The following is a 24,152-nucleotide window of genomic DNA, read 5'->3' on the forward strand; positions in this document are numbered from 1 at the left end:
GCAAGAGTTTCGCCTGCCTGCGTTCTGTGTTGTACGATTCCTATGGGATTCGTTGTCCGATTGTTAGATCCCCCGGTTATTCGGCAAAGCCGAACACGCTCTGCAGACTCGGCAGCGCCTTCCGTTTCCATGCACGACCGATCGTCACCGGGTTGATCCCGCTCGTGCGCTGATAGACCATCAGTGCGGCATACTGCGAGCCGGAAAGTTCCGCGCAAAGCGCACGGCGTGCCTTGCAGGCGCTGCCCATGCGTGAGGTCTGCGCAATCCATGTGCCCAGCCGCTCCCTCTGCACGGATTTTCCCACTTGGGCAAGCTGCTCCTGCACCGCCGCAAGCGAGTAATATGTTCCCGCCGGAAAGCAGTCCTGCATAGCTTTGCACAGGATACACGGAGATTCCTGCAGAAATCGATGCAGCAATTCCGGTGAATAATTTAGATTGGTTATCCCGAAGTGCTTTTGCAGCATGGCGACTCCGTATTTTGCCTCAAACCGGAGCATGCCCTGCGCATCCTGATAGTCGGTGAACTGCGCATTGTAATCGTCCCGCAGCTGATCTGCCTTGGAGTACAGCAAGACAGCATATTCCTCTGTGTTGTGCTTTAAATCGTAGGAATAGGCGTAATGAATCGTTTTATTCCGCTTTTTGTTGTCAAACCGCGGATAGGTCTGTTTAAAACCGTTCGGCACACCGCCTCTGTGTGCCAGCGCGATATAAGCGAGCGGGTCCGGCGTTTGGGCGTTCACACTGAAATCCACCCGCGCAAACATGAAGGTCTCCGGTGCGCCGAGCTGTGCATCCCGCAGTATATCGCGCAGATTGCAGTCCAGTGTTCTCATATAATCTCGGCACGGGCTAAATAATGCTACTCTCTGTATCTCCATATAGAGCAGCGAATTGAGATTGATTGTTAATTTGATAAAACCGCAGTTTCGTGCGGCCCGCAGGTTGATAATCACGCCCTGCGGTGCGTACATGTAAAAATAGTATTCATTTTCTGATTTTCGATAGCTGCCTGTTCCATATCTGTCAGACAAGCCATACAGCAGACTGCGATAGCTGCTTACTTCCTCAAGCGGAATCTTCCGCTGTAACGTGATTGTATGTATAGAATGATAAATGTCCATCTCATATACCTTCTTCTTTTATAATTTTATCAGACTGTTGTGCACAGATAAAAAGTTATATCGTCCGAACAATACAGTAATAAACAGTAATCATTCAAGAACGATATTTGTTATACAAGATAGAAATATATAGCAATTACTATCCTGTCAGTTTATACTATAACTGAGAATTGAAAATATCCTATGGATAGATCATTTATATCCTATAGGATTGGAATAAATATACTTTATATATAGAGGTGATACTCTTATGATTACATTTAAAGAAACTCCTCAATTTCTATCCCCTTCCGAATCGTTTAAACTCCGAAAAAATATTCAAGAGGTCGAAGATGATCTGCGGTTTTTCTTTGCTTGGAAACCATCTAAATCTAACGCTAAGACTCTGCCAAATTGGCTTGATAAAAAACTAAAAAAATTTCCGTATCTGCAGAAACATACAAAAAATTTCCTATCTTTTCTGCACACACAAACCTCAACTTTTAACGGAACACAACAATCCTTATACGACATTTTGATCAGCTGTGTCATCACAGACTGGATCATGGCTGCGCTTCAAAAATATGAAAAGCAGTACCGTATAAAAGAATTTCGCACTGTCCTGCACCCGCAAACTACTGAAAAGGATCCCCCGAATAACTATATTCTGGAATCCAAAGCCTATTTTGATTGGCTGTTCCCCAACCTATCCGACAGCATCAAAATGTCAAATCTCCGGCGCAAACCGCTGCACAGCTATTATAACGACACAGACGACAATTCGTTCCTGCCGCGAACGCTGGACATGGAATTTCTCCAAGCAATAACCGTTCTGTATAACAACTATCTGCGTAAAGGCGATCTGCGCTATATGTTATCACCTGCCTGTTTCCTGCCTCTGATGAAACAGCACCCCTATTTCGTCTATTCACTTGAAAAATATTTTGGTTATTACCAGGCACATTGCAAGCGAAATGATTTCTCTCTTTCTACATGTGACGAACTTATTCGTTCTCTGTATGATGATTATGATCATTCTCCACATATTTACAATTGCTTGCAAACCTTCTATAGGTCTGTCTGCGTTTCATATACGGATCTTCTATCTTACTATGAGGATTTCTCCATTGTATGTAAAAAAAATCAGCTACGCTATGATGACTTTGATTTATACGATAATCTTCAGACTGCTCATCAAGACTTCTCTACTTCTTATGAAAATCTTCTGGCCTATTATAACGATTTTCCGGTCGTATGCGAGGATTTGCCAACCTCTTATGACGATATCACAGATTTATATGAAGCCCTTCAAACAGAAACTTCATACGATCTCAAAGATGCAACCCGTGATTACTATTATTCGCTTTTCCAACTTGTTCAGCTGCTGCGAGAATGGCTCCGACTATTTTCCAATCGGTATTACAGTTTCGCATTTCAAGATGAAGGCAACAGCAATTCACTTCTCCGCTTTCAAAACGCCGATGATGCTGTCGCAATCGATCCATTGATATACAACTGCTTTACTACAAAAGAGCGACTTAAGCATTACCGCTTTGCCGTTAATCTTCTCAAAAAGCGTGGTCATTCACTCTCTCCCGACTTGGACAAGCAACTCTATTATTCTTTTTTCTGTACAAGCTATGATGAGGATCGATACAAGATTCTTTGCAGCTTAAAAAAGCAACTACATAAAAACGATATTCCTACCAATATCAGCAAACTATTTTACCTTTGCTTTTCCACTCTTGAATTCGTAGAAAATCCTCAATTCTCCGCATTACGCCAATTCCGTGAACTGGTTTGTTCCCCAGAGATCACGCGACGATTGGCCTATACTTTAAATGAAGCCAGCTTAAAAAAGTATCCTCGGATTCCAATAAAGATACCGATACCAATCTGCATGTTTATTTGCAAAAACTGCAGACCGCATTGGAATCTGCAAAACGTAGCCATCAGTATGATGATATCTTCTGTACGCTAAGTGCATTGTTCTCGGATTCGAAATCATTTAAAATACCGCCAATTCCATCAAAACGATGGATAACAAAACATTGAACAAAGAAATCAGCAAATACCGCAAACAGGCACAGGCAGCCAGAAAAGAGCTTCCCTCCGCTGTTGCCTCTTTTGTTGCAGCACTAAATGATTTTACCGCTGACGCACTCGAGCTGTCTCTGGAGCACAAGAAACAACATCACTCGTATGGATATACCCACCCCTTCTGGTTTCAATGTGAGCCACATGCCCTCGATATGCTTGAAGGGGATCCTCCATCTGTTCCGATACTGTTTGAACCGAATGACTATGTGACCGGACCCTGTACCAAGATGTTTTTTACCCGTCTTCATCGTATCATTTGGCCAAAGGCATCTTCTGATCCAAACACATCTTACTCCACCGCGGACTATTTCATCGGTGCTTTTGTAACAGCGCATCTTCTGGAACAGCAGATGGTCTCTGCTCCATCACCTGCACTTGATGAAGTTTACTTTCCGGGGGATTCTTTTCTGGACGAAGATGAAGAATCTGAAGTTACAAATCTCTGGCTGTGGGCACAGAACTTTTTGAAAACCGCGCAATCTTATCCCCAGTATGTGGATAACTATGAAGGACATGCAGCACAAGTACCTCACAAACTGCCGCTGAAGATGTCCGGTACCGATTTTCCATTACTGACCCATACAATCCAATGGTTCTATCCAGAAGATACTCTAACTAACCTGATGTACGATATATTGCTTTCCACAGAAGACAAACTGCTTGATTCATGTTGGTTCTTGTTGCCGTCTGATCAGCTTATCTCACGCGCTGAAGACTATCTTTCAAAAGGTGCTGATTACTGGAACTCCATTCGCCAGAATCAAGATCCTTTTGCGAATGATTAAACATTCCCATTTCCTATTTTTCACTGCGACCGTCTGCCTCGTGCAGACGGTCGTTTTTTTCATAACATAAATTTACCTGCTGTGAGCACACATCTTCTTTTCTCCCTGCTCATATCATTACACATTACATTTCCCGAACAATATTTCTATTTAAAATCGTATTATATCTATTTTTACTTTTTTTCAAAACTAGCTGTTATATTTCCCCTGCTGTGAGCACGTTAACTCGATTGGAGTTTTTTCATTATGTATAATAAAATCACAAACAGCGAAAAACGTTTTTCAAATCATCAACCCCACAAAAGGAGCAAAATCATGAACAAAGAAGAGCTTATCCGTACCCTTGCCGCGCATGCGGCTGACGCTGTCGTCCTGCTTGAAAAAATCTGGCCCGACGACGCATTTCCCGCCAAGCTCTGCGATCGTGTCGATGCGAGCGATTACTTCATCACGAACCGCGGTGCGGTGATCGCCAACGACATGCGCGTGCCCTTTCTCGCCGAGCAGGTCGGCGCGGTCGGCATTTCGTCCGATGATGTGCACGTACGTTGGAAAATTATCACAGTATACTGGCCGTACCTCCGTCTATCGTACGCCGTCCGCACGACCGCATGGGACAAGAAACCGCGCTTTCCGGGTCTTGATCTCAGCGACCGAGAGGTTGACCTTGTATACGAGATGTGCGACACCTTATCCCGCAATCGTGCGTACATTGAGAAAGATTTTTCGACGGAAAAGACGCTTTTTGCCGATATTCTCAGCAACACGCACGCTGCCAAGTCGCTCGGTACTTTCGACGAATCCCGATTCATCGAGCTGCTGCAGAATGACCCGCTTGCCCTGCCGGTTCTCGAGGCTGTACTGCTCGCAGGTGTGTGGAGCGAATCGACACTGGAAAGCGTCCCGAATTTCCTCATGGTTTTCACGCTGCCGAACGCGCAGGCACTTTCGGTTCGCGAAAACCTCGAGGAACACTTCCATACGGTTGACCTGCTCCGCTCTCCATCTGCGCCGTTCGAGCGCCCACTTACGCTGCGCCTCGAAAACAGCCAGCCGCCGGTGTACAGCCCCGCCGCAAGCGGGCGGCTCGTGCTACTCGAGCCGATCGGAGACGCACCGCGCAAGCTGCTGATCGACACGATCGAACAGCATTCACGGATTCAACTGCTCACCAGCAACGCCGAGGCACGCCCGTTTGCCGCGTTCCCCATCGTCATCTCCACGCGCACCTTCCCGGCAGCGTATGCATACACCGTCACTATCCCCAAGCAAGCGCACTCTCTGCGCGAGTCAGACGCAGACTGTCTTCGCCTTGCAGCCGCCAAGCTGCTGTGCTGCATTTCTGGAGCAGCAGGCACGCTCACCGAGGCCATTGATGATCTTGCCGGCAATCCACATGCCTACCGGCTGAATCTTCCGGAGCGCTGGATTACCATTGCACGGCAGTTTATCCGCCACGCTCTGCTGACCAATGAAAACAGCCGTGCTGCATTCGACCGCATCTCCGGCGAAGCTGAGCGCGTCGCAAAAGAGGCACAGCTTTCCCGCGCGGAAACGATTGATAAAGGCGTCACCTTCCTGCTTGAGCCGGAGTGTTACAAGGACGCCATCCGTCCGCGGCCGCAGTCTCTTGATGAGCTTGCCGAGACGACGGCGTTCGAGTACACGTATCAGAACGAGCCGCTGCTGGTCTACCATCCCGACCGCTTCGCTGGTCTGCTGCAGCGTGCCGGCGTCGGCCCCGAGCTTGTCGAAGATGTTGTACAGGCATTGAAGGACCGTTCACTCTGCACGTCTGAAAAGGTCAAGATTAACACTGAGGGGGCTGGCAGACGCTATCTTGCAATCCCAACGAAAAAGTTCACGAATTCCCGCATTCCAGCCGTTCCGGCGGGTAACTAGGAGGACAATAATGTATAACAATGATATATATCCTGCACTGCAGACGTTCGGTATCGAACGTCTGCGCAAGGAACAGGAACGCGCACTGACACCGATTCTTGCCGGACGTGATGTCCTCGTTCGGCTGCGAACCGGCGGCGGAAAGTCATTACTGTACCAGCTGCCTACACTGCTCGATGAGCCGGGTTCGCTCACGCTTGTTTTCTCGCCCTTGCGCGCGCTGCAGCGCGATCAAGTACAGGCACTCGAGCGCAGAGGCGTGCACGCCGCCCTGCTGAACTCCGACCTCAGCACGTCCATGCACGCTGATATTCTGCGAGACTTTGCCGTAAACGGCGGCCTTCTCTACCTTGCGCCGGAGCAGCTCCGCCGTGAGGACGTGCGCACCGCACTTGCCGCCGCGCATGTGCGCCGCGTGGTCGTTGACGAGGCGCATATCCTGCCGCAGGTCGAGCACGGCTTTCGCAAGGACTACCGCCGTATCGGGCCGTTCATCGAATCGCTGCCCGAACACCCGCAGGTGCTGGCGTTCACCGCGACCGCTACGCGCTCCGACCTCAGCTACATCGCCGAGCGGCTGTGCATGCGCGACCCGAAACGCTTGCTGTTTCCGATCGCAAGGAAGAATATTAAACTTTATATCAAGAAAATTACCGTCCAAGGCAAGACCAGAAAGACCCGCAAGCTGCAGAACGCACGGCTCAGACTGCTGGACGATGTACTTCGCAAGTACCGCAAGCACGGTGCCACGATCATCTACTGCCCACGCGTCAAGGATGTCAAGCGCACCACCAAATGGCTGCGTTCTCGTGACTATCCAGTGAAGGCTTATTACGGCAAAATGAAACGCTGCAAACGCGCCCACGTGCAGGACTACTTTCTGACGAAAAAGCGCCCGATCATCGTAGCTACGAACGCCTTCGGTCTGGGCATTGACCGTCCCGACGTGCGTCTGGTCGTGCACGCCGGACTACCCATCGGCATTGACGCGTACACGCAGGAAATCGGCCGCGCCGGACGCGACGGAAAAAAGGCGCGCGCCGTACTGCTCTACGCGCCATCGGATGAATATGTGGTGAAAAACCTTATCCACAGCAGCCGCGACCCTGAAACCGTTTCCCGCGGTAAAAAACGTCTGAAAGCACTGAAAAAGGTTCTGCGCGAGCCGAACAAGGTGTGGAAGGGTATCACGAAGTACTTTCGATAAGCGTATCAACCACGCCTGTCATTGATATAATATTTATATGTATGAATGATTAAACCGCCCGCATCACGGCAATCCTAACTACCAGAAGGAGGAATTTCCATGACCAACAACTTTCAGTGTGCACAGATCTACCAGATTCTTGCGCTCAACGACGAAATGCTGAGGAGCGGCTGCATCACCCGCGACGAGCACGATTTTGTCCGCCATGTGCAGACGGACAAGCTGACCCGGCTGCACAGCACGCCGTAAGGAGGCCGCCCAATGGACGTCCGCAGACTGGACGAAATGCAGGCACAGGGCCGCAGTATTTTCGATACCGAGCTTGCTGTGGCGTACTACGCCCGCGTTTCGACCGACAAAGACGAGCAGATCAACAGTCTCGGCAACCAGAAACGCTATTTTGAGGACTATATCGCCGCAAATCCGCACTGGACATTCGCCGGAGGCTATGTGGATGAGGGTATCAGCGGCACGTCTGTCGAGGGACGCGAGCAGTTTCTCAAGATGATCGAGGACGCGAAACGCGGCCGCTTTGACCTCATCGTCACCAAGGAAATCAGCCGTTTCGCCAGAAATACACTCGACAGCCTGCGCTACACGCGTGAGCTGCTGCGCTGCGGCGTAGGCGTGTACTTTCAGAACGACAACATCAACACCTTTGACAAGGATGCCGAACTGCGGCTCACCATCATGTCCTCCATCGCGCAGGACGAGGTGCGCAAGCTGTCCGAGCGCACGCGCTTCGGCTTTAAGCGGGCGCAGGAGAACAGCGTGCTGCTCGGACAGAACAATCTGTTCGGATACAACAAGGTTGACGGGCGATTGGAGATTGTCGAGTCGGAAGCCGCCGTCGTCCGCGAGGTGTTCGAGCGCTATGCCGCCGGGGACCTCGGTCTTCGCGCCATTGCCAACGACCTGGACAGCCGCGGTATACGCGGACGGCAGGGCAAGCCGCTTACCTACTCCACGCTGTACGGCATGATACGCAACCCGAAATACAAGGGCTGCTATGCCGGTCGGCGGTACGCCTCGCGCGACTACCGCGACAAGCGCAGCTACCGCTTGAGTGCAGACAAATGGCTCGTGCATGAGGACGACCGTGTGCCTGCCATCGTGCCCGAAGCACTGTGGGAGCAGGCTAACCGTCTGCTTGCCTCACGCGGCAAGACCATGAAGGCGCACGCGCAGGCATCCCAGAACCGCTACGCCTACAGCGGCAAGCTGATCTGTGCCAGGCACGGCACAACTTTCCACAGGCATGTGTATAAAAGCAAAAGCCGCGGCGAAATGGAGTGCTGGAACTGCAAACTGTACCGCGAAAAGGGAAAACAGGGCGGCTGCAACTCCCCGACGGTTTACAGTCACGAGCTGGACCGCATTTTGGAGCGCGTGTTCGAGCAGGTGACAGACGAGCGCTCAGCCGCCGTGCAGGAGTACATCGACAATCTCCGCGCCTTTGCCGCCCGGCAGGACAACGCGCCTGCGCTTGCTCAAGTCGAGCAGGAAATCGAAACCGTCACCAAACGCAAGGACAAGCTGCTCGATCTGGTGCTTGCGGGTGCGCTCTCCAACGACGAGTTCAAGCAGCGCAATGAGACCTGCAACGAGCAGCTTGCCGCCCTCGAGCAGCAGCGAACAGAACTACAGAACGCAGACAAGACACTGGAAGAACGTATCCGACGGGTGGAAAATCTGCGCCGCATCATCGAGGAACGGTGGCAGATGAGCTGCGGATTCTCGCGCGAGATGTCCAAGGCGCTCGTTGACCGTATCATCGTGGACTCGGACGAGAGCAAAACCCATATCTCGCTCGATATTTTCCTCACCACCGGTGCAGAGCCGATCGTATCTGAAACGCAAACCTCTAACTCACAGCTGCAAATGAGCTTTCAGCGGGCGCGGTCCGGTTATCAGGGTGAGTATACGGCGACGTATCTCGTGCGCTGGCATTTGGAATAAAAAAGCAGTGATGCTGCCTTCAAAAATGAAGCGCATCACTGCTTTTATCCTTTTTTACAATTCCAGCGGAGCCAGTGTTGTCGTATCAATCGAGCGAATCGCCGACCGCAGCGGCAGCACCGCCGACGGCGAAACCGAAAGCTCGTCGATACCCATCGACAGGAAGGTTTCGGTCAACTCCGCGTCTGCGCCGAGTTCGCCGCAAATGCCGATCCAGATTCCGGCCTTGTGCGCGTTCTCAGCTGCCATGCGGATCATGCGGAGCACCGCCGGATGGTGCGCGTCAAAAAAACGGTCGAGACCCACACCCTGCCGGTCAACCGCCAGCGTGTACTGCGTCAGATCGTTCGTACCGACCGAGAAAAAGTCTACCTCATGTGCCAGCTCTGCGCTCATCATGACGGCGGCCGGCGTCTCGATCATAATGCCGAGTTCCACCTTGTCCGCCATCGGCACACCTTCCTCCGCGAGTTCCGCACGGATGTTGCGGCAGATGCGCTTGATCTCCTGTACCTCCCAGACCGAGGTGATCATCGGGAACATGATAGCGATTTTGCCGTATGCCGATGCGCGGTACAGCGCACGCAGCTGTGTGCGGAACACCTCCGGACGGGTCAGACAAATGCGGATGGCACGCAGACCCATGGCAGGGTTTTCTTCTTTATCGAGGTGGAAATAGTCCGCCTGCTTGTCCGCGCCGATGTCCAGCGTACGGATAATGACACGTTTGCCGCCCATGCGCTCCGCGACTGTCTTGTATGCCTCAAACTGCTCGTCCTCGGTCGGATAGTCGCTGCCCTGCAGGTACAGAAATTCCGAGCGGAACAGGCCGATGCCGCCGCCGTCATTCTGCAGAACCGCATCAATATCTGCCGGAGAGCCGATATTGCAGTAGACCATCACATTTCGGCCGTCTTTGGTCATGTTGGGCTTGCCCTTGAGTTGATCGAGCAGCTCTTTCAGCGCCTTCTCCTTGGCCTGCTTTTTGAGCAGACGCTCGCGCTCGGCGTCATCCGGCTCGATAACCGCCTCGCCGGTCTGGCCGTCAATGATGGCGTACTTGCCCTCCATTTCCGGCTGCAGCGCATCTCCTGCACTGATAATGGCCGGAATGCCCATCGTGCGCGCCAGAATCGCCGTGTGCGAGTTGGCCGAGCCCGCCGAGGTGATAAAGCCGAGGATGAGCGACTTGTCGAGCTGCACGGTTTCGCTCGGCGCGAGGTCGTCCGCCGCCACGATGCACGGCACATCGGATACGATGCCGCTTTCGCCCTCGCCGGTCAGGATGCCGACAACACGCGCCGCAATATCGCGAATATCCGCCGCACGCGCCTGCATATAGCTGTCATCCATCGCCGCGAACATCTCCGCGAACTGTGCGCCCGTGTCGCTGACAGCGGCTTCGGCGTTCACGCGGTCGTTCTCGATCATGCCCTCGATGCTCTCAACGAAATCCAGATCCTCCAGCATCATCTGGTGCGCCTCGAACAGCATGGCCGCATCCTCACCGGCCTCCGCGAGTGCCTTTTCGTACAGTGCGCCGAGCTGTGCCCTGGCGGTTTCCCGCGCCGCGCGGAAGCGCTCAATCTCTGCCGCGGTGTCGCTCACCTCATGGCGCGGAATTTCACCGCTCGGACGACGGTAAAAGCTGATCGGGCCCGCCGCTACGCCTTTGGATACGCCCTTGCCGAAAATCTGCTCCATCTCGCTCACTCCTTACAGGTTCGCCTTGAAAAATGCCTCAAGCTGCGCCGCAGCTTCCGCTTCGTCCTCGCCCTCGACTTCCACGCAGACGGTGCTGCCGTGCTTGATGCCCATGCCCATGATAGCGATCAGGCGGCGTGCATCGGCTTTCTTGTCACCGAAGTGCAGGAAAACCTTGCTCTTGTATTTTGCGGCCTCCTTCGCCAGCATACCGGCCGGGCGTGCGTGGATACCGATGGAATCCGTGATGGTATATTCAAATGCTGTCATGGTAAAAACTCCTTTTACTCTTTTTCCGATTGGGTGAGCGCGGCAAGGACTGCCGCTGCAATGTCTGTTTCGTGTCCGCCGAACGTCACCGCACCGAGTCGGTGCGGCGGGAGGGTTTCGCGTAGAAATCCGCTGCCGCCTGTGACGAGCAGCCCGTGCTCTCGCGCCAGCGCGAGATACCGCGCGGTGTCCGCCTGCATATGGCTGCCGTATGCCGCAATGCCGTCGAATGCCGCCACCGGAAAGGTGTCGTCCATCTCATTCGGCGGCACGAGCACGGCCAGTCCGCCTGCTTCGTGAATCGTGCGAATCGCCTGCTCGGCTGCAAACGACTGCACCGAATCGTTCCGCGTCCGCTCAATCTCGAGCAGCGCCGGACATGTGATGTCAATGCCGATGCCGAGCGTAAGGAAATCCCGTTCCCGCCAGCGGCAGTCGAGTTCAATGCCGGGCACAATGCGCACACCGAGCTGTGCGCCGCGCCAGATACATTCCGGCACACCGCTGACTGCCCGCCGGTCGGTCAAAGCCGCCAGCGTCAGCCGTTCCTCACAGCAGCGTTCGGCCAGTGCACGCGGCGAAAGCTCACCGCCTGCAGTCAGGCTGCTGTGGATTTGCAGATCGGTTTGTGCCATGGAAAGACCTCCGACAAGGTTCAGGATACGGGAAGGATTTCGGAAGGACAGGCCGCATCCTCCGGGATAAACCAGCGCTGATGCACGCGTACCGCGCCGAGAATCTCACGGTTTTCGCAAAGCTGCCGCAGTTCGGCGGCGGAAATGTGCCATAAAACCGCAGCTTCCGGAATGGTCATAAACGGCATGTCTCTTCCTCCTCTTGTGTTATTTGAATAGGTGATAGACTGCCTGTGCCACGCCATCGTGGTCGCAGTCTGCGGTGATGTATTTTGCCAGATCCTTGAGCGCTGCATCCGCGTTGCCCATCGCCACCGGCATCCCGACTGCGCGAAGCATTTCCGCATCGTTGTCGCTGTCACCGATGGCGACCATTTCAGCGGGCGTCACGCCGAGCATCTCGCCCAGACGGGTCAGCGCGCGGCCCTTATCCGCACCGGCAGGCAGAATCTCAAAGTTGTCCGAGCCTGAGCTTGTGATCGTTAGACCCGGCAGCGGCCGAATCTCCGCAAGCGCCTGCTCGAGCACCTCGCGTTCGCCGAGTGCGTACACCTTGGTGACGTTCAGATGGTTTTTCCGAATCTCACCGGCGATGTCCTCCACGACGATTTTATTCGCATGAAAGCCCTCTACGCGGTAATTTGCGACAAAATCGCGGTTGGAATATTCGTTGATATAGATTTTGCTGCCGACGTAGATCATCACGCGTACCGGCCGGCTCTGCACCGCCTCGACCACCTTTGCGCCGATTTCGCACGGCATGTCCCAGCTTTGCAGAATGCGCTCATCCGATGCAGTGGCAATCGCCGTGCCGCCCGCCGTGACCATCAAATCCTCGCAGGGCAGCTCACGGGCGAACTCCGCCGCTTCGCCGACAATGCGTCCGGTCGAGAGCACAACGTGTACGCTGCGTTCCTTGACCCACCGGAGCGCCTGTTTGACCTCGGGCGTTACCTCCTTGCGGGAGTTCAGCAGTGTGCCGTCCAGATCGAGCGCGAGCAAACGGTATTTCATTCCTGTACCTCCCCCGATATGGCGATAAATGGCGCACGCCACGCCGTCCTCGTCGCACGAAGCGGTCACTTCGTCGGCGGCTGCCCGTGCGAGCGGAGAAGCGTTGCCCACTGCAATGCCCAGTCCGGCGGCGCGGAGCAGCGGCGCGTCAATGTCGTGATCACCGAGTGCCATCACCTCATTGGGCGAGATGTGCAGCGAATCGCACAGCACATGCATGGCCGTGTCCTTGCCCGCGCCTGCCGGTACGACTTCAAGATATTCGTCCTTGGAGCGCACGAGCGTCATCGGCAGGTGCTTCGCCTCCAGTACCGGAATCATTTCGTCAATCTGCGATTTCTCGCCCATGCAGAGCAGTTTGTGCGCGCCTGCGTCGCCCCAGTCTGCAAACAGAGTCTCCAACGGCGCGACGGTCGGCTGTACGCCGGTTATCTGCGCCTCGGCGCGGCTCCACTCGTCCTCGGCGGCAATGAGCCAGTCGAGGTCGCGGTAAACGCTCAAGTGGATACCTCGCGCCTGTGTTTCCTGCAGGACGGCCCGTGTGCATTCGCGAGTCAGGCGGCTGTCCGCCAGCCGTTTTTCGCCCGAGAGAATCAGTCCTCCGCCGCAGCACACCAGCGGTCCATCCACGCCGAGCGCATCCCGAATCGGGAACACTGCCCGCGGCGGTCGTGCACTCATCAGGCAGATGGTCACGCCGTTCTTCGCCGCAGACTGCACAGCCTCGCGGTTGGCGGGCGGCAGCTTGTGCGCGGAATTCAGAAGCGTGCCGTCAATATCCATGCACAGCAACCGATATTGTTGTTGATTCATTGCATTTCTTCCTTTATGCCTGCTCTGCCGCCGACAAAATGTTGGCGACATTGCGGTTTCCGTTGCGGATGCCCAGTCCGATCACAGCCGCGCAGACCGCGCACACCAGCGCGATAATCACGCCGCATACGCCGCCCGCGAAGCGCAATCCGCTGCCCGCGATGCCCCACCATGCCAACACCGCCGCGCAGGAGGAGAGCAGCATAGCGATTCGCTTCCAGAGGGAAAGCTGCCGAAGGGCCTGCTGCTGCTGTTTGGCCTCGTGCAGTAATGCGGTCTTGTTCATTAAGAAAACTCCTTTCCTGTACGGCGGCCGCTGAACGATTTCGTTCAGCGGCCAGAGGGGTGAAAGTGTGATATAGTCTGAGTGAATCTGAATTAGTATGCGAGCTGCGGATCAAAGAATCCAACCAGCACGCCGACCAGCGCAATGCCGACCAGCACGAGCATAACGGTCGTCGGTGCCATTTTCTTCTTACTCATCAGCCAATAACAGAGCATAACGGTAGCCAGCGGCAGCATCTTGGGGAATATGGTATCCAGCACATCCTTTTGGAGAGAAATGTCACCGGGCAGGACGAGCGGCGTTGTGATTGAGATCCAGCTTGCGGCGACTGCGCCGATAACGACCGTACCGAGCATAATAATGCTCTCGCGGATGGCGTTCGCCTTTTCGCCGACAATCATTTCAACCGCCTTGCCGCCGAGCTCATAGCCCTTGAAATACAGCAGGCGCATGCCGAGCGTCAGAATGACATTGTACGCGATGATGTAGAAGATTGCGCCGAGCGGAGAACCGCCAGAGGATAAGCCGAGCGCAACGCCCAGCAGAATCGGAATCAGCGTGCCGACCAGCAGGCTGTCACCGATACCGGCCACCGGTCCCATCAGACCGGCGCGAATGCCGTTGATCATCTCACCGTCGATGTCCTCGCCGTTGGCCTTGGCTTCTTCCAGACCGGCGGTCATGCCGACGATGACGGTGCCGAGCTGCGGCTCGGTGTTGAAGAATGCGGAATAAGTCTTGAGGGCTTCGGTCTGCTCCTCCTTGGTGTCGTACAGCTCCTCTACCAGCGGCAGCATGGCGCACAGGTAGCCGAAGGTCTGCATATGCTCCTGCGAAAAGCAGGTCAGATGGCCGTAAAACCAGTTGCGGAACGATTTGTTCAGCGCTTTCTTGGAAAGTTTCTTTTCTGCCATGATCAAATCTCCTCCTCATCGTCATCAAATTCCGCTGCGGCAGCAGATGCAGCTGCGGGAGCAGCTTTCTGCAAAGCAAGGATCTTGATGCGGTAGTTGATGACCGCAAAGAAACCGCCGACGATAGATGCCGCAATCAGGTTGAGGCCCATGCAAGCGGCCAGCGTGAAGCCGAATACGAATACCAGAATATCAACCGGCTTGGTCGCAACCTGCTTGAGCAGGATGGCGATACCGACTGCCGGAAGCAACGAGCCGACGGTGAACAGTGTTTTCATTGCCACGCCGTCCATTGGCAGGTAGGCCTTCATCAGATCTACCATGCTGGTGCCGACCTTGGTGATGATAAACGTCGGAATAAACGAGCACAGGATGTGGGAAATCCACGGGAGACCCATATCGACCACATACAGCTTGCGCAGATCGCCCTTTTCCAGAGCGCGCCAGCCCATATGCTGCCAAACAAGGTTTACGGTAGCTGTTCCGTAAAACAGCACGGTGCCGATGGTGCCGACAGCCGAACCGAGCGTTACCGCCATTGCCTGTCCCTCAGCGGATGCGGGATTGAGACCCATGGAATGCACGGCAACCATGGAAAGCGGAATGCCGATGTAAGAGATCGCGCGAACATCAGCGGAAACCGTGCCGCCCGGCGTTACGAGCGCGATGTATACGACCTGAATGGCCGCGCCGAGATAGATACCGGTCTGCACATCGCCCATGATGAGGCCGACGATCAGACCCGCTACCAGCGGACGGCCCAGCGTGTAGTTGCCGAGCACCGTACCGCCCAGACCGGGCATGGATGCCAGACATGCGAGCAATCCGAACAATGCAGCCTGCCAAACTTGAACTTGCATAAGTTCTCCCTCTTTTCTTTTTTATTTTGTGAAATAGAATTTAGTAGCCGAACTGACCGCGGAACTTCTTCCAGTTGCCGATGGCGGCCTCCTTGATGAGCGCGAACTCTACTTCGTAGCCCTTCTGCATAATGGCCTCGAGTGCGTCCGCCTCCGGCTGGGTGATCGCCTGATTGTTGCCCAACTTGGTCGCGCCCGGGCGGTCGTTGCACGGTCCGATGATAACCGTCTTTACCTCACCGGGATCAAAGCCGTCGTCCACGAGGATGCTCTTCATCGTGATCGGGTCCTTGGTGATGAGGAAGTAGCGATCCTTGCTGGCAAGCACCTTGCCGCACTTGGCGCGCCACTCGTCGAGCGTCCACACGAAGGTCTTTTTGTCGCTGGCGTTCTTGTACGCCGCCTTGAGCACCGGCGTGGTAGCCGCCTTGTCGTTTACAGCAATGAGGCCGTCGCACGGATACTCGAGCGCCCAGCGCGTGCAGGTCTGGCCGTGGATCATACGGTCGTCAACACGAATAAAAGAGATTGACATAACTTTTTCCTCCTTAATACTGCTCTTTACTATTTTTATTAAGGCAATACCGCATAATTGAACAAGAGTGATTTGCGAGTAAATTTTGCGTACTGACGAGGCACAGTTTTGCGGTAATACTTGATGTATTACCGTGAAACTTCGGCAGCGCGGACGGAACTCGCGCAAGGAACCGAAGCCAAAGTCAGGACACAAAATTTCCGCAAAGCACCGCGGCAGTGCGACCGGAGCCTGCACAAGGAGCCGCCGCTTTAATTGTGCGGTGTTGCCTTAAATATCGTCGTCTTCATCGCCGCCGAGGTCAAACCGCTTGATCTGGTCCTTGGCCTCGCCGGTCAGTTCCTGTTCCAGCTCATCGAGCGGTGTCTCCGCATCCGCGAAGGCCGCCGTCAGCACGAGCGGCAGGTTCATGCCGCCGATGGCAAGCGTTTTGCCCAGCAGACCCTTTTCGGTGAGCACATCGAGTGCGGTGGTCAGCGGCGAGCCGCCGATGATGTCCGCGGTGAGGATGATCTCGTCCTCGGCGGTGATGTCCCCCACCAGCTCTGTGAAGTTTGCGCGGAAGGTGTCAACGTCCATGCCGTCGAGCAGGCTGGTCGAGCGGATGTCCTCGCGGTCGCTGCCTGCCATCATGCCGAGCGCGTTGTGCAAACCCGGTGCAAAGGTGCCGTGGCTGACTAAAATCAGGTATCTCATTTTCCGTTCCCTCTTTCCTGTTTGTTGAGCATAGTATACCGGATTTTATCCTGTATGAAATCTGCATTTTGTCATGACTCGCTTGTGATAATCGTCCTGTTTTTCTATGACAAATGTCATGCCGATTATCAAAATACGCAAAGAAAAAGCGCCCTGTCTGTGCATATCACACAAACAGAGCGCTGAACGCCTGCGTTTTTCGCTGCTTATTCCTGTAAATATTCCTGCACCTGATGCTGGACTCTTTGAAGCTGGAGTGACAGATTATGCTCGTCCTCCATCGCATTCTGCACCAGTCCTTCGGTGAACAGCAGTGCCTGATCGTAATTGCGGAAGCGCGGCGCGGCAACCGCCTGCTCCATGACATCCGACAGCATTTCCACACCGGACTGGCTTTCGCCGGGCGTGTCCTGCCGGAGAATCCGGCGGGTTTCGTCCGAGTCGGTCACGCTCCGCAGCGCGGACACGCTGTGCGAATCCGTAAACAGCATGGACTGATTATCCGCATTGGCGGTCAGCTCGCGCAGAAACTGCCACGCAAGCGTTGTATGCGCCGAGCGGCTGCTGATGCCTGCGAGCACGGTGCTCAGCTCCGAGCTGTTGCCGCCTGCCGGACCGTGCGGCATGGGAATGCAGTCCCACAAGAAATCTGAGTACCGCTTGATGCGCCACGGATACGGCTGATAGGTCCGGTAATCCGAGAACAGGAACGGCCGGAACGCCACCCTGCCCTCGTCAAAGTCCCGCGCAGAAGGCGCGGTCTCTGCGGTGAGCTTGTCCAGCCGCTGTGCAAACGCCACCGCCTGCACGGCTCTTGGCAGAGAGATCAGACAGCTGCTGCCGCCCTCAGTGAACAGCGATGTGCCGTTCGCGATCAGCGCATCCTGCCAGGTATAGCCGTAGCAGCCAAACTGATCGGTTTCGCCGTCACCGTCCGTGTCGCGCGTAACCTTGGCGCAGATGTTGTAAAAATTCTCCCACGTCCAGTCGCCGGACGGCACAGCAATGCCTTCGCTTTCGAGCAGCGTCTTGTTGACGCACATCAGCGTCGGTACGCACTCATACGGCAGCGCGTACTGCACGCCGTTCTCCGCGCCGCTCTGCAGCGCCGCCGGATAGAAATCCGTGTCGGACACCGCCTCGTCCTGCGCAAGATAGCCGTCCAGCGGCGCCAGTGCACCCAGCTCGCACAGCGTTCCGAAATCCTCCGGCAGCACGAGGAACACGTCGGGTTCACTGCCGAGCAGATACTGGTCTACGAGCCATTCCGAGTAATCCCGTTTGAGAATACCGCTCGTGTAGGTGACGTGCACGTTCGGGTGCTCCCGCTCGAACCGCTCGATCGCCGCGTCGATGACAGCGTAGCAGTTGCCGTTTGGCGCATCCCAGTAGCTGCCCGCCATAAAGCCGAGTCGCAGTTCGACTGGACGTGTGCGGCTGTACACGGTCGCAGTCAGGCACACCGCCGTGAGCAGGATAGCCGCCGTCAGACGCTTCGTCAGCCCCTTCACTGCGGACCTCCGAACGGCCGTCCGGCTACGCCGGTCTGCACCGCCCAGATGGCAAGCTGCGTGCGGTCGCGCAGATCCAGCTTGCTGAGAATGCTGCTCAGATAGTTGCGCACCGTGCCTTCGGACAGGCAGAGCGCGGCCGCGATTTCCTTGTTAGACAGTCCGGCACCGACCTCACGGATGATGCGCCATTCGTTATCCTGCAAATCCTCAGTCTGCTTTTCGTCCACACCGATGGTGAGGTTGCCCTTGGCCATCCGCGCGAACATCTGCAAGGCTTTGCTTGCCACGTCCGGCGCGATAATGGAGCCGCCGCGCACGACCTCACGCACCGCATTGGTCAAATCCGCGACAGATACGCCCTTGAGCAGATAGCCGGACGCGCCGAACCGCAGCGCGTTGAACACATACTCGTCATCGTCGAACGTGGTCAGCACAATCACCTTGATATTCGGATGCGCCGACTTGATCAGCCGCGTACACTCTACGCCGTCCACCTCGGGCATGCGGATGTCCATCAGCACAACATCCGGCTTTTCGCTGCGCACCAGTTCGATGGCCTCGCGGCCGTTCTTCGCCATGCCGACAATGGTAATATCGCTCTGTGCGTTCAAAACAAAGCCTAAACTTTCCCGAATCAGCTCCTGATCGTCTGCCAGCAGCACTTTAATCATATACATCACCCCATCTTAACGGAATTTCCGCGTGCAGCTCAAATCCGTTTTCACTCTTCACCTTTAACGTGCCATTTAACAGCTTAAGCCGCTCGCGCATGTGCCGCAGACCAAATCCCGGCTCAATTTTCGTGCAGCCGCAGCCGTTGTCCGCTACCGTTATGCCAAGCCGACGCTCCTCCGCTGCAATGCGCACACGCACCGCGGTTGCGTGTCCGTGCCGGATAGCATTCGTGATGCTCTCCTGCACGATGCGGTACACCGCGTCCTCCTCGTCCGGCGACAGCCGCAGATCCTCAGCCTGCAGATCGAGCATAATCTCCGCCTGCGAAGTCGCCTGCATTTCGGTGCACAGCTTCGCTATCGCATCTGTTAATTGCATGCGCTCAAGTGCATCCGGCCGCAGTGCCCGCACCGAACGGCGCACCTCATTCATGCCCTCACGAGCGGTAGCCGCAATGCGTTCCATCTGCTTTTTCGCCATCTCGGGCGAGATTTCCAGCATTTGCAGACATGCGTCCGCACCGGCGGTAATGCCGGTCAGCGCGTGGCCGAGCGTGTCGTGAATCTCGCGGGCAAGGCGGTTGCGCTCGCGCGTTTCGGCCATGCGTTCACTCTCGGCGGCGTAAGCCTTGAGCTGCTCGTTCATAACCGAAAGCCGATCGTTCGCCTGTTCCAGTTCGCCGTTGAGACGGCGTATTGCCGAATTTTCCTCGGTCCTCTGCCCGATGAGCACCACCATGTACACCACGAACAGGATAAGGTGCAGTGCGCCCAGCAAATCCACCGTGCTCTGCAAAAGCTGCCGCGTGTGCATGTCAAAATACAGCAGATATTCCGAAAACGGAACCGTGTGCAGCGCTCCCTGCAGGGCACCCAAACCGGTCAGCAGGAACAGCGCCGTCATGACGCCGAGAAACCGGCGGCGCGTTCTGCCGTGCAGGCCGTCGATCAAATCCACAACCACATACAGCAGCAGGCCGTTGTAGTCCAGATGCAGCGCAAAAATCACGCACAGCGCGAATAACGGCTCGGTCCAGCCGACGAAATGATAGCTGCGTCTGCGCAGTACACCAACCACAATGAGCGCCGCCATGCTGAGAATCGCTACGGTCAGCGTCCACGGCTTGGCCGGCAGCGCGCTTAAATTCTGCGTGAACGTCACACCGTCCGACTGCCGCGCCGCCAGCACCGGCGTCATGCCGAACACCCATGCGAGGAATACGCACACGGTGATATTCAGCAGCAGCATAATCCGGCGGAAAAACTGCAAACTCTGTGCCATACCATCCCCCCTACTGCCAGCCGTCCATGTCGTAGCTGTTTACGTTGTCCCTGGTCACCAGTGCTACCGGAACCGTGATTTCCTTTTCGTAGTCCTCGCCGTTCAGGATCGCGTAGACCGTCTGCGCGGTAATCTGCCCCAGCCGAATGGGTGACTGGGCCGCTGTCGCCGTCATAGCGCCCTCGCTGATCATGCTTTTCGCTTCGGGAGCACCATCCACGCCGTAAACCGCCGTATCCTGCAGCATGCCATGCTCCTGCAGAGCCGCCATCGCGCCGAGTGCGCTCGGGTCGTTAAGTGACATCACGGCGTCCGGCACAATGCCCTGTTCAAGCAGCTTGTCCATCTCCGGCATGGCGACTTCAAGCTGACCGGCGCTGTCCGCGCGACCGATGATTTGATAGTTGACGTCGGATGCCAGCGTATCGCAAAAGCCCTGGATACGGTCTCGGCCGGACTTGGTAGATGCGTGCTCAAGCAGCACGACCTTCGCGGAATCACGCGTGTTCATCAGGTGCTCCGCGCAGAGCACACCCGCACCGTAGTTGTCGGACGCGATCGTGCACGCTACCAAATCCGGGTTGCCGACCTGCGAGTCGATAACCACGACCGGTACGCCCGCCTTCTGTGCCTCCCGCAGTGCCGGCTCGATCTCACGATAGTCCACCGGATTGAGCACCAGCAGGTCGATATTTTCGTGCAGCAGATCGCGTATCTCCTCGTTCTGCCGCTCCTGATCGAGTGCCGGATCACGCGTCAGCAGAATATCGCCGCGGCTTTCGATCACCAACCGCAGTTCCTCGTCAATGACGCTGTAAAACGGGTTGTTCATCGTCATGTACGTCGTGCCAATGCGGAGCGGCTCGTCCGCCTGCGATACGGCCTGATGCGTCACGGCGGCAAGTCCGGCCGCCAGCAGCAGCGCCGCTGCCGCAAGGATTGGTCTTGTGCGCAACGGTATCCCGCCTTTCCCCTTAGTAGTTGATACCATTATAGCATAAATTTTTCCGGTGAAAAAGACGGATGTGATGGGTTTCTTGCGGCTTTGCTGCTCTATTGGTCAATCGCTTGATTTTCCCGGCCCATCTTGACAAATCCGTACTTTTACCGTACGATAAGCGCAGAAATTATCCTGAAAATCACATCCTTTCGTTTGACGAGATACACATCTCACAGGCGCAGGTATCCCGATTGGAGAAGGGCGCACTGGAGCACATCCGCAAGCAAATTTAACAAATTGAGGATGGAGAATGAAAGAAACTGCCCAAAGGGCGGTTACAGCTTGTCGAAAAGTCAGATTTCTATTTTGTGCTTCGTGCGACAGCACGCATAAAATAGAATTTGCGCAGCAAATTCATAAAAACCGGGGGCGTGTACCTCGGTTTTTATACAAGGGAAGAAAAAATGTGTCCGGAGGACGCGGTTTTTCTTCAGCATTCGATTGAAAGCGTGATTTCGACAGCCTCAAACCGCCCAAAGGGCGGTTATTGAATAAACGCGCTTTGCGCGTTACCGAAATTCTCAATTTTCAATTCTCCATTCTCAATGAAAGAAAAAACAGCAAGTCCAACTGAACTTGCTGTTTTTCTTTACGCTGCCTGACTTTCGCCGGAGGCATAATCAATTTCCACGCCTGGCTGGACGTTATAGCAGTACACGTTGAAGCAAATGCCTTCGCCGTCGTCCTCGACCGACCACGCCTCCATCTGCACGCCCGAGGCAACAAGATTGCTGCCCTCAAACACCGGCGTGACCCGATAGAGCACATGGTTGCCGGTTTCCTTCACATAGTCAGCGACCATATTCTCAAACGGCAGCATACCCTCAATATTGAGGTATCGCGTGCCGGTGATCAGATTCTGCTTGTTGGCATTCTCGGCTGTAAGCTGCCAGCCGATCAGGTGACAGCGGTTATACAGGTATTTGCCGTCCACACAGTCATACTTGACGGTATGCCATCCGGTTGGCTTGACCTGACCGATCGAACCGCGTTTTTCTCCATCTGCGGGCATCAGCTCCTGTCCGACATTGGCGTATGCCGTGCCGCACCGTCCGAGATAATCCAAATCCGAATATTCCTCAAACGCTTCGGTCTCCTGCTTGTCTGCGTCGGTGAAGAATGGCTGGTTGCCGTCGATCTCGACATAAGCAGAATCCGAGTAGGCGGGCAGCTCGTCCATCGAAACCATACTGCTCGACGGCATGGGCAGTGCACAGCCGGAAAGCAGCAGGCTGAGCACGAATACAATCGGCGCAAACGCGCGGGTCAATTTTCGCATTTAACAAATACTTCCTCTGTTATTTTCTCATGCGAGGAACCGGCAAATTCGGTCTCGCTTTGCTTCGTCCATCCGGTTTCCGGAAGGGTGAAATACCGTTCGGCGGGATAGACACGATTCCAGTGATATAATATCACCTGCTGTACCCTGTTTAAGTAGGGTGCAGGATCGTGCACCTCAGCGAAGCAGTAATCGTCCTCTGCCGCCCGCTCGAGGCAATCCTCGGCGATGCAAAGCCGTACTGCCGTATCCGCTCCGAACAGCTTTGCGGTGTACGGACTTATCCACAGCCTGTGCATACCGCAGTGCATAAGAATGCGCTCATTCAGCACACGATCGCGGCTCTGTCGGCGATGGTTAAAGGCCAGGCCGCCTTTATCATCCACACATAAGATCAGCTTCATATAGTCCTCCCTTCATCGGGTATCGGATGCACTGTTGACCGGCGTAACGCTATATGTAATGCGTCCTGCCGAAATACCCTGCCGTCCGATATACGAGCACAGTGCTTCGGTCAGCCTCGGGGTTGCCTTGCTGTGGTGCAGCCGCACGACAACCACGCCGGATGTGGAGGCGAAATACTGTACGGTCTGCGTATACGCTTCCGCCGCATTTTTCTCGGAATCGCCGCTGTCCAGACCGGCATCCCACAGGCGGTAGCCTGCACCGATGAGCACGCTGCGCTGTGCTTCGGTGAGCGCGTCGCTGCCGCTCTGGTTGGCGGCTATGCGGGCTGCAACACCGGTCAGCAGCGTCAGGCGTTCGTTCGCAGCGGCAAGGTCGGCCAGCATGTCTGCTCCTGTGGTTTTGCTGTCCGCCTGCAGCAGAAAGGCTGCCGTATGTCCCTCCGCTGCGATTCGGCGAACCAGATCATCGTCCCATTCGGAGGTATCCGTCGGAAGGAAAAACGCCGCCTGCCTGCCTGCGTCATGCAGATTGTCCAGAACAGCCGCCGTGTTTTCGTTCGGTGCGCCGTAATAGGCAAGATACACGCGGACCGGCTTCTTCGCCGGCTTTTCCTCTACCTTCGGTATTTCGATGGTATCGTTGTCCACCGGCTTTGCCGGTGCCGGATTGGTATTCGTGTTATTGCTGCGGTCCGACTCGGAAGTGCTGCCCTTGTAGTTGTCGATCGTGTTCTCAATCACCTTGGTATGCGCCGCAATAAACGCCGAATCGCTCTGTGCCGAGCCGTCCGCGACACGCAGCACATTTTCCCCCTGCAGGGTCAGTGAAGAATAGGTAAAGCCAAACTTCGCACAGCACAGCTTGACCGGCACATAAACCGTTCCGTTCATCTCATACGCGGGTGTGGAATAGCTGTTCAGATTCTGGTCGTACACATAGCCTTCCGCAGTCGAAAAGCTGAGCGTTTCGCCGTTTGCGGAAAGATCGAGCACGCCGTCATTCTCCGAGGCTGACACGCCGAGCGTGGTAAACACACTGTACGGCACATAGGTTTCGCCGCCGAGACGCGCAGGCATGGTGCTCTCGTCGAGCGGCAGGATAGAGTCATTTATCGCTGTCAGCGTCACCGCATGCGCCGGTGCAGGCAGAAACGTCAGCAGCAACGCGGCACACAGCACACAGTTGATGATTTTTTTGATACGCACTC

At 55.3% G+C, this 24,152-nt stretch carries 23 protein-coding genes and 1 pseudogene; 6 read left to right on the forward strand and 18 right to left on the reverse strand.

From position 1 onward, the window contains the following. Nucleotides 1-76 precede the first annotated feature (76 nt). Nucleotides 77-1,129: a hypothetical protein gene (locus tag PGS25_RS06715; protein ID WP_270418066.1), complete on the reverse strand. Its 1,053-nt coding sequence runs from the start codon at nucleotides 1,127-1,129 to the stop codon at nucleotides 77-79. Between the two features lie 250 nt (nucleotides 1,130-1,379). On the opposite strand from PGS25_RS06715, the gene PGS25_RS06720 reads away from it, so the two are divergent. From PGS25_RS06720 to PGS25_RS06745, 6 genes are all read left to right on the forward strand, one after another. After that, nucleotides 1,380-3,089: a hypothetical protein gene (locus tag PGS25_RS06720; protein WP_270418067.1), complete on the forward strand. Its 1,710-nt coding sequence runs from the start codon at nucleotides 1,380-1,382 to the stop codon at nucleotides 3,087-3,089. Between the two features lie 70 nt (nucleotides 3,090-3,159). Then, the gene (locus PGS25_RS06725) at nucleotides 3,160-3,993 is read left to right on the forward strand and encodes a hypothetical protein (RefSeq protein ID WP_270418068.1); all 834 of its coding nucleotides are present in this window, start codon (nucleotides 3,160-3,162) and stop codon (nucleotides 3,991-3,993) included. 315 nt (nucleotides 3,994-4,308) lie between these two features. Further along, entirely contained in the window at nucleotides 4,309-5,895 is a 1,587-nt protein-coding gene (locus PGS25_RS06730; RefSeq protein ID WP_270418069.1) for a hypothetical protein, read from the forward strand. Nucleotides 5,896-5,905: 10 nt separating this feature from the next. Continuing rightward, nucleotides 5,906-7,102 (forward strand): RecQ family ATP-dependent DNA helicase, encoded by a 1,197-nt coding sequence (locus PGS25_RS06735; protein WP_270418070.1) that lies wholly within the window; start codon nucleotides 5,906-5,908, stop codon nucleotides 7,100-7,102. Between the two features lie 99 nt (nucleotides 7,103-7,201). Next, on the forward strand, nucleotides 7,202-7,351 hold the full coding sequence (locus PGS25_RS06740; RefSeq protein WP_270418071.1) for a hypothetical protein: 150 nt from the start codon (nucleotides 7,202-7,204) through the stop codon (nucleotides 7,349-7,351). Between the two features lie 12 nt (nucleotides 7,352-7,363). Next, nucleotides 7,364-9,061 (forward strand): recombinase family protein, encoded by a 1,698-nt coding sequence (locus tag PGS25_RS06745; RefSeq protein WP_270418072.1) that lies wholly within the window; start codon nucleotides 7,364-7,366, stop codon nucleotides 9,059-9,061. A gap of 54 nt (nucleotides 9,062-9,115) precedes the next feature. On the opposite strand, the gene ptsP is transcribed toward PGS25_RS06745, so the two are convergent. The 17 genes and pseudogenes from ptsP to PGS25_RS06830 all read right to left on the reverse strand — a co-directional run bounded on the left by ptsP (nucleotide 9,116) and on the right by PGS25_RS06830 (nucleotide 24,150). After that, a complete protein-coding gene (ptsP, locus tag PGS25_RS06750; protein WP_270418073.1) occupies nucleotides 9,116-10,765 on the reverse strand; it encodes a phosphoenolpyruvate--protein phosphotransferase in 1,650 nt (549 codons plus the stop codon). A gap of 12 nt (nucleotides 10,766-10,777) precedes the next feature. After that, the gene (locus PGS25_RS06755; protein WP_270418074.1) at nucleotides 10,778-11,035 is read right to left on the reverse strand and encodes an HPr family phosphocarrier protein; all 258 of its coding nucleotides are present in this window, start codon (nucleotides 11,033-11,035) and stop codon (nucleotides 10,778-10,780) included. A 14-nt stretch (nucleotides 11,036-11,049) separates the two neighbouring features. Continuing rightward, nucleotides 11,050-11,670, reverse strand: coding sequence for a PHP domain-containing protein (locus PGS25_RS06760; RefSeq protein WP_270418075.1), 621 nt, complete (start codon nucleotides 11,668-11,670; stop codon nucleotides 11,050-11,052). Between the two features lie 20 nt (nucleotides 11,671-11,690). Next, nucleotides 11,691-11,858: a helix-turn-helix domain-containing protein gene (locus PGS25_RS06765; protein ID WP_118646504.1), complete on the reverse strand. Its 168-nt coding sequence runs from the start codon at nucleotides 11,856-11,858 to the stop codon at nucleotides 11,691-11,693. A 19-nt stretch (nucleotides 11,859-11,877) separates the two neighbouring features. Continuing rightward, nucleotides 11,878-13,497, reverse strand: a complete 1,620-nt coding sequence (locus PGS25_RS06770) for a Cof-type HAD-IIB family hydrolase (RefSeq protein ID WP_270418076.1) — start codon at nucleotides 13,495-13,497, stop codon at nucleotides 11,878-11,880. 13 nt (nucleotides 13,498-13,510) lie between these two features. Next, nucleotides 13,511-13,783, reverse strand: a complete 273-nt coding sequence (locus PGS25_RS06775; protein WP_117751252.1) for a hypothetical protein — start codon at nucleotides 13,781-13,783, stop codon at nucleotides 13,511-13,513. Between the two features lie 92 nt (nucleotides 13,784-13,875). Continuing rightward, nucleotides 13,876-14,697: a PTS system mannose/fructose/sorbose family transporter subunit IID gene (locus PGS25_RS06780; RefSeq protein ID WP_117489529.1), complete on the reverse strand. Its 822-nt coding sequence runs from the start codon at nucleotides 14,695-14,697 to the stop codon at nucleotides 13,876-13,878. A gap of 2 nt (nucleotides 14,698-14,699) precedes the next feature. Continuing rightward, a complete protein-coding gene (locus PGS25_RS06785) occupies nucleotides 14,700-15,557 on the reverse strand; it encodes a PTS mannose/fructose/sorbose/N-acetylgalactosamine transporter subunit IIC (protein ID WP_118360730.1) in 858 nt (285 codons plus the stop codon). 40 nt (nucleotides 15,558-15,597) lie between these two features. Further along, nucleotides 15,598-16,092, reverse strand: a complete 495-nt coding sequence (locus tag PGS25_RS06790) for a PTS system mannose/fructose/N-acetylgalactosamine-transporter subunit IIB (protein ID WP_117489526.1) — start codon at nucleotides 16,090-16,092, stop codon at nucleotides 15,598-15,600. Between the two features lie 270 nt (nucleotides 16,093-16,362). After that, entirely contained in the window at nucleotides 16,363-16,788 is a 426-nt protein-coding gene (locus PGS25_RS06795) for a PTS sugar transporter subunit IIA (RefSeq protein WP_119189871.1), read from the reverse strand. A 206-nt stretch (nucleotides 16,789-16,994) separates the two neighbouring features. After that, a complete protein-coding gene (locus PGS25_RS06800) occupies nucleotides 16,995-18,299 on the reverse strand; it encodes an extracellular solute-binding protein (RefSeq protein ID WP_270418077.1) in 1,305 nt (434 codons plus the stop codon). Next, nucleotides 18,296-18,973: a response regulator transcription factor gene (locus PGS25_RS06805; protein WP_118761317.1), complete on the reverse strand. Its 678-nt coding sequence runs from the start codon at nucleotides 18,971-18,973 to the stop codon at nucleotides 18,296-18,298. The genes PGS25_RS06800 and PGS25_RS06805 overlap by 4 nt, the downstream gene beginning before the upstream one ends. Continuing rightward, nucleotides 18,966-20,258 (reverse strand): sensor histidine kinase, encoded by a 1,293-nt coding sequence (locus PGS25_RS06810; RefSeq protein ID WP_270418078.1) that lies wholly within the window; start codon nucleotides 20,256-20,258, stop codon nucleotides 18,966-18,968. The genes PGS25_RS06805 and PGS25_RS06810 overlap by 8 nt, the downstream gene beginning before the upstream one ends. Before the next feature lie 10 nt (nucleotides 20,259-20,268). After that, the gene (locus PGS25_RS06815) at nucleotides 20,269-21,213 is read right to left on the reverse strand and encodes a sugar ABC transporter substrate-binding protein (protein WP_270418079.1); all 945 of its coding nucleotides are present in this window, start codon (nucleotides 21,211-21,213) and stop codon (nucleotides 20,269-20,271) included. Nucleotides 21,214-21,859: 646 nt separating this feature from the next. Next, nucleotides 21,860-22,537 (reverse strand): annotated as a pseudogene (locus PGS25_RS06820) (DNA/RNA non-specific endonuclease); the annotation flags it as partial. Then, a complete protein-coding gene (locus tag PGS25_RS06825; RefSeq protein WP_270418080.1) occupies nucleotides 22,525-22,941 on the reverse strand; it encodes a ribonuclease Z in 417 nt (138 codons plus the stop codon). The pseudogene PGS25_RS06820 and the gene PGS25_RS06825, both read right to left, overlap by 13 nt. 12 nt (nucleotides 22,942-22,953) lie before the next feature. Next, on the reverse strand, nucleotides 22,954-24,150 hold the full coding sequence (locus PGS25_RS06830; protein WP_270418081.1) for a hypothetical protein: 1,197 nt from the start codon (nucleotides 24,148-24,150) through the stop codon (nucleotides 22,954-22,956). Nucleotides 24,151-24,152 lie beyond the last annotated feature (2 nt).

The sequence above is a fragment of the Butyricicoccus sp. AM78-15b2TA genome, assembly GCF_027665985.1.
GTDB classification, from domain to species: Bacteria; Bacillota; Clostridia; order Oscillospirales; family Butyricicoccaceae; genus Agathobaculum; species Agathobaculum butyriciproducens.